Source organism: Poinsettia branch-inducing phytoplasma str. JR1, assembly GCF_000309465.1.
Taxonomy (GTDB): domain Bacteria; phylum Bacillota_I; class Bacilli_A; order Acholeplasmatales; family Acholeplasmataceae; genus Phytoplasma; species Phytoplasma pruni.
The window spans coordinates 1-5,855 of the sequence record NZ_AKIK01000047.1 but is presented as its reverse complement, the minus strand read 5'-3'; the positions used below and the strand labels follow the sequence as shown (position 1 = coordinate 5,855).

General features: G+C 25.9%; 6 protein-coding genes and 1 pseudogene. 1 reads left to right on the top strand and 6 read right to left on the bottom strand.

Annotated features, from left to right (window positions below; genetic code table 11):
• The 5 genes from ON17_RS01350 to ON17_RS01330 form a co-directional block, all read right to left on the bottom strand.
• On the bottom strand, positions 1-182 hold a 182-nt coding region (locus ON17_RS01350; protein WP_017191699.1), incomplete at its 3' end, for a sigma factor.
• 47 nt (positions 183-229) lie between these two features.
• Positions 230-1,384, bottom strand: a complete 1,155-nt coding sequence (locus ON17_RS01345; RefSeq protein WP_017191698.1) for an AAA family ATPase — start codon at positions 1,382-1,384, stop codon at positions 230-232.
• A 42-nt stretch (positions 1,385-1,426) separates the two neighbouring features.
• A complete protein-coding gene (locus tag ON17_RS01340) occupies positions 1,427-1,717 on the bottom strand; it encodes an HU family DNA-binding protein (protein ID WP_017191697.1) in 291 nt (96 codons plus the stop codon).
• A 286-nt stretch (positions 1,718-2,003) separates the two neighbouring features.
• On the bottom strand, positions 2,004-2,345 hold the full coding sequence (locus ON17_RS01335) for a single-stranded DNA-binding protein (RefSeq protein ID WP_017191694.1): 342 nt from the start codon (positions 2,343-2,345) through the stop codon (positions 2,004-2,006).
• Positions 2,346-2,534: 189 nt separating this feature from the next.
• A complete protein-coding gene (locus tag ON17_RS01330) occupies positions 2,535-3,134 on the bottom strand; it encodes a sigma-70 family RNA polymerase sigma factor (RefSeq protein ID WP_017191693.1) in 600 nt (199 codons plus the stop codon).
• Positions 3,135-3,416: 282 nt separating this feature from the next.
• Between ON17_RS01330 and ON17_RS03990 the strand changes: the two are divergent.
• Positions 3,417-3,554: pseudogene (locus tag ON17_RS03990) on the top strand (DUF2963 domain-containing protein); the annotation flags it as partial.
• Between the two features lie 70 nt (positions 3,555-3,624).
• On the opposite strand, the gene priA reads toward ON17_RS03990, so the two are convergent.
• Positions 3,625-5,802: a replication restart helicase PriA gene (priA, locus tag ON17_RS01325; protein ID WP_017191692.1), complete on the bottom strand. Its 2,178-nt coding sequence runs from the start codon at positions 5,800-5,802 to the stop codon at positions 3,625-3,627.
• Positions 5,803-5,855: the final 53 nt, after the last annotated feature.

Genomic DNA, 5,855 nt, shown 5'->3' with positions numbered 1-5,855 from the left:
GCTTTGATTAATCCTAAAATCCCTTCTTGATATAAATCCTCCTTAGTTAAAACTTTAGGGTAATATTTAAAATGATAAGCTAGTTTTTTTACTAAAGGTAAATGAAGTTCGATTAATTGATTGCGAATTTCTAAATTCTTTTTATTTTTTAAAAAATCTTTAAATAATTTTTGTCTTAACATTTTTATTCCTTTCAAAAAATATTTTTTGAAAGATAGGAAATTATTTTTTAGTCTTTGAAAAGAAAAAAGACTAACTTAATAGTTAGTCTTAAAGAATTTTTAAAAAACAAAAAGTGTCTAAACTTTTGGAACACCTCAGGCAAACCATCAATTTCGTCAATAAAGATAATTGTTTTATCATTTTCTTCGGCTTCTTGCCAAATTTTTTCTAAGGCAGCTTTTCCTTCGCCAATATATTTTTGGTCTAATTTAGCAGGAATTAAGTTAATAAAGTGAACGTTAGCCTCACCACATAAAGCTTTGATTAAAAAAGTTTTACCTGTTCCTGGTGGTCCATATAAAAGATAACCTTTCGGACGTACTTTATCAAAATTAATTAGTGATTGATTCGTTTGAAAATAAGTCAATAAATCTTCTAATTCTTCTTTTTCGTTTTCCATCCCGTAGACATCTTTAAAGGTTACTTTATTCTTAATATTTACTAAAGGTTTATTAGCTTTTAAGAGATTTAATTGAGAGGTTAAATTATTTTTTTGTTTGGTAAAATAAAGTTTTTGTCCAGTTAAGAAAAGATAAAAAGAATTTAAATTTTTTAATTCGGTTTGATTTGTGCGATATTCTTTTTGAGTTTTTAATTCTTCAATTCTTTTTTGATTTGCTTCAACATAATTAAGCGCTTGATTTAATTGAAAAATTTGTTGTTGGAGGTTTTCTTGCGTTTGAAGTTGGGCTTTTTCTTGAGATAATTTTGCTAATTCTTCTTGTTTTTCTTTTTGATTTTGGTTTAAAGCTTTTCTTTGTTCTAATAAATTATTCACTAAGGTTTGATGGTTTTGTTGTTGATTTTTCAATTCCGTTAATTGTTGTTGTTTTTGGTTTTTCGTGTTTGGGGGTAATTGTGGGTTATTAGTTAATTCCGTTTGAAGAGTTTTAATTTTGGCAATAGTTTCAGTTAAAGTTTTGACATTTTCTTCAATTTGATTTTTTAAGGCGTGATCTTGTTGTTGCAGTTCTTGGAATTTTGCTTGTTCTAATTTTATTTGATTGTCGATCTTTTGTTGTTGTGTTGATGAAGGTTGTTTGGTTAATGTTGGTTTTTGAGTTGGTGGACGAGAATGGGTGATACCAAAAATTAATAAAATCAACAAACCTAAACTTAATAATCCGATCAAACTAAGATAAATTTTTTTGTTTAATGTCATAGATAACCTCCTTTCTTAGGTTTTTGAAAGAAAATAATTTGGTTATTTTAAAATTAAAGTTTTCACTTTATCTTTAATGGTTTTAGATAATTTGAAAGTTACTATGGTTTTTGCAGGTATTTTTATTTTTTCTCCTGTTTGTGGGTTTCTACCAGTATAAGCTTTTCTTGTTTTTAAAATGAATTTACCGAGTTTAGATGATAATGTTACTTCTTCGTTGGAAGTAATTGATTCTATTAGGGTATGTTCGAATGAATTGTAAAATTCTTCTGTTTTTGAAATTGAGGTTTTATTTGCCTCAGCTATGTTTTTGATTAATTCTTTTTTAGTCATTTTTGGGTTTCTCCTTTTTGTTTTTATTGGTTTTATTTTTTGGTTTTAATTTGTTGCGGTCTTTGAAGTAAGTCCCGCGGTAGATTTCAGTCATGGCGTCGCTCATATGATTTTTTATTCTCCTTTATGGTTTTCTTTTAAAAAGTTAAGATATTTAATATTAATGTTCTTTTATTTTAAAATAAAAATAACGGTACAAAAAGATACCGTTATTATAGAAATAAAGCCTCTGCCCGAGGTTCTATTTTTTTACCTATTTGAAATGAGGATATAATAATATGTTGTTTTAAAATGGTAAATTATCAGTTGGGGCAGATTTATTGTCTAAAAAGATCATCACTTTATGGACGATAACTTTGGTATGTGTTTTCTTTTGGCCCTCGTTGTTAGTGTATTTTTGGACAGATAATGTTCCTTCTAGATAAATTTTAGATCCTTTATGTAAGTATTTATGAAAATTTTCAGCTTGAGTTCTAAAAACCACACAAGGAATATATTGAACTTTGTCCTTTCCTTGGTTAACCACTAATTGAAAATCTATTTTAGGGATTTGTTCATTGTTAACCTTAAGATATTGTTTGTCAAGATCATGAGTAATACGACCAATTAATTGAACTGTATTTAACATTTTTTTATTCTCCTTATTTTAATTATTTTTAATGTTGATGATGTTGTGGTTATTTGGTAAAGTTATTTTTCTTTGTTTTATATTGAGTTTAAATTTTACATTAAGTAATAGTCTCAACCAAAGATAATAGAAACAAACAATGCAAGAAAAATATTAAAAGATAGAAAATATTTTCTAGTTTCATATAATTTATTTTTTCAATTTATTGATTGCTATATTTTTAAGAGTTTCTACTTGTCTTAAAGTTAAATTAAGTTTATAGGCTATTTCTTGATTAGAATAACTCGGTTGATAAGTTTCATGAATATTTCCTAAAGGAATGCCAAAACTTAATCTAATGATATTAAATTCTTTTTTACTTAATTTAGTTTTTAGTTTTTTTAAAAATAGTTCATGATTTACTTGTTTTAACCATATTTGATGAGGATTAGGAATTTGATAATGCCGTGTGTGTTTTTCTTCTTGAAAAGAAGTGTTATTAGATTTATGAGTCTTTTGGGGAACAGAAGGAGAATGGCTTTTTCTTATTAATTCGTTGATTGTTGATTTTATTGTTGGAGTTGCGTAAGCAATAAAGTCATATCCTAAATCTACATAATTATCTAAAGCTTTGATTAATCCTAAAACTCCTTCTTGATATAAATCATCTTTTTGAAGGACGCGCGGATAATATTTAAATCGCTTAACTAATTTATTTACTAAGGGCAAATGTAAATCGATTAATTGATTTCTGATTTCTAAATTATTTTTGTTTTTTAAAAATGCTTTAAATAATTCTTGTCTTAACATTTTAATCCTTTCTAAAAACGTTTTTAGAAAAGATAGGAAATTATTTTTTAGTCTTTTAAAAGACAAAAAGACTAACTTAATAGTTAGTCTTAAAGAATTTTTAAAAAGCAAAAAGTGTCTAAAGTTTTGGAACAGTTCAAGGGAAGCATTTTAAAACTGTAGATTTTTATAAAGGGTTAATTTTTGCAGTTTTCAATTACGATGTTAACACAAGAAACTATGAAAAAACAACTTATTATTGCAAAGAATCGATAAGTTCGGAATTTTTTCTACAATCCTCAAACAGAGAAACCAACAAAATACATATCTTATAATTCCAATGTTTCCATCTACTCCATAACAGAATATAACTTTTTAATAGGTACAGAAATCAAAACTACTTATTGCATCAAAGATGGAACAGTCAAAAGTGTAAAATAACATCAAACCTTATTCTTCTAAAAATATACAACAAAAGAACCATAAAAGGGTCTTTTTTTATTGACGATAATTAAATAATATTAGCAAAACGATCGAACAACAATAAAGCATCTTTTTGTAAATGATTTTGAATAATAAAATCTAAATTTAAAGGCCAATCGTTATATTTGATCGTTAATAAAACGCGATATAAGTTGTTTTTTTTAGGAATTAAGGGAATAGAAGGACCTAAAACTTTTATTTTATGATAAACATTGTTTTCTAAAATTTTTTTTAAATTATGAGTGATATTTAACACATTGTTAATAAACCTATGAGCTATCATTATTTTACTAACAAAAACGAAAGGCGGATTTTGGGAAGTCTTTCTTTCTTGTAAATTGGTTTTTAAAAAATAATTGATATTATAGTTCACAGCGCTCGTAATAGCGTAATGTTGAGTATCGTAACTTTGTACCATAACTTGTTCTTCTTGAGCGTGTTTAGCTATATGAGTTAATAATTGAAAGGTTTTTTCTGAAGCTTTAAAATGAGGAATATTTAATAAAATATCTGCCATAATGACGCCCACTAAAGCGACATTAGAAAAATTGAAATTTTTAGCGATAATTTGAGTTCCTAATAAAATATCTATTTTATTTTTTTTAAAATCGTTTAATATTTTTTCATATTTTTTGACATTAGTAATAGTTTCTGAATCCATTCTCACTATTTTACTGTGTGGAAATTTATCTTGTAAAAAATCTTCCACATATTCAATGCCTAAACTAACTTTTTTCATAGCTATTTCTGCACAAGACGGACATTTAGGAGTAAATTTTTCACTATATCCGCAAAAACTACATTTTAAAATGTTTTTAGAACGAAAAAAAGTTAAACTTTGTTGACATTTAACACATTTAGGAACATAACTACAAAAACGACACAAAACAAAAGGAGAAAAACCTTTCGAATTAATAAATAAAATATTTTTACGATCATTTTCAATATTTTGTTCTAAAGTTTGAGTTAATTCTGTAGATAAAGACGATAAATTCCCTTTTTTCAATTCTTCCCTCATATCAATGAGTTTCATCTTTTTAGCTTTATCATTTAATTTTAAAACTAACAATTCATATTGTTTCTTTTTAAAACAATAATAACTTTCTAAAGAAGGGGTAGGACTGCTTAAAATTAAAGGGATATTGTGGTAAAGGCTTCTAATATGAGCCAACTCTTTAGAATCATAATTGGGTATTTTTTCTTTTTCTAATAAAGATTCGTCATGTTCTTGGTCAATAATGATAATTCCTAAATTATTAAGAGGTGAAAAAACCGCCATCCTAGTGCCAATCACTAAATTAATTTTTTGTTCTTTAATGGCTTGATTTTGTTTAAAATTTTCTAAATGACTCATTTCTCCGTTTAAAACGGATATTGGCAAATGAGGAAAAAAAGTTTTAATTTGAGCCACCAATTGTTTAATTAAAATAATTTCCGGCACCAAAAGAAGGATTTGTTTTTGATTGGCTAAATTGTGTTCTATTAATTTTAAATAAAGGTGAGTCTTATCTAAATCATTGTCATAATATAATAAATAAGTTTGATGACGAAATAAATCGATTTTATCAAAAACAGCTTGTTGTTGAGAAGTTAAAACAATTTCTTTATTAACTAGTTCTTCTGAAACATTTTTGTTTTCCTCTATAATAAAGGATTTTTTTTTACGAACAGTTTTTTTCATCATATTTTCGTAAGATAATTCTTTTAAATCATCTTTAGTCATAGTGATAATATCAATGATTTTTTGGTTTTTTAATTTTTGTAACTTCTTGTTTAAAGATTCTTTTTCTACCTTTAAAAGCCATTTATTTTTCTCTAAATAAGTTTTAATTTCAGAAGGAATTAATTCTTCTTGAAGAACAATTATTTTTTTAACATAAGGGACTAAAAGGCTTTTCGGAAAAATAGTTCTATAAACAGAAGATTTAAGCGTAAAAGGAATTTTTAAAATTTCATCAGCCAATAAAAACATTTCTTCATCGAAAAAAGGAGTTTTATCCAATAATTCAATAATGGGTTTTTCCGCGAATTTACTAGTGGATTTAATATTAACAATATAACCTAAACGGTGTGTATTTTGCTTACCAAAAGACACAATCACTCTCATACCTTTTTTCACTAAAGGTTCTAATTCTGCAGGTATAATATAATCAAAACATTGATTTAACGAAGCGCTTTCTACATCTATAATAATTTCCGCAAACATCCTGAACCTCTTTTATTCTTTTTATATACAGATAATATATAATAAAAAAAGAT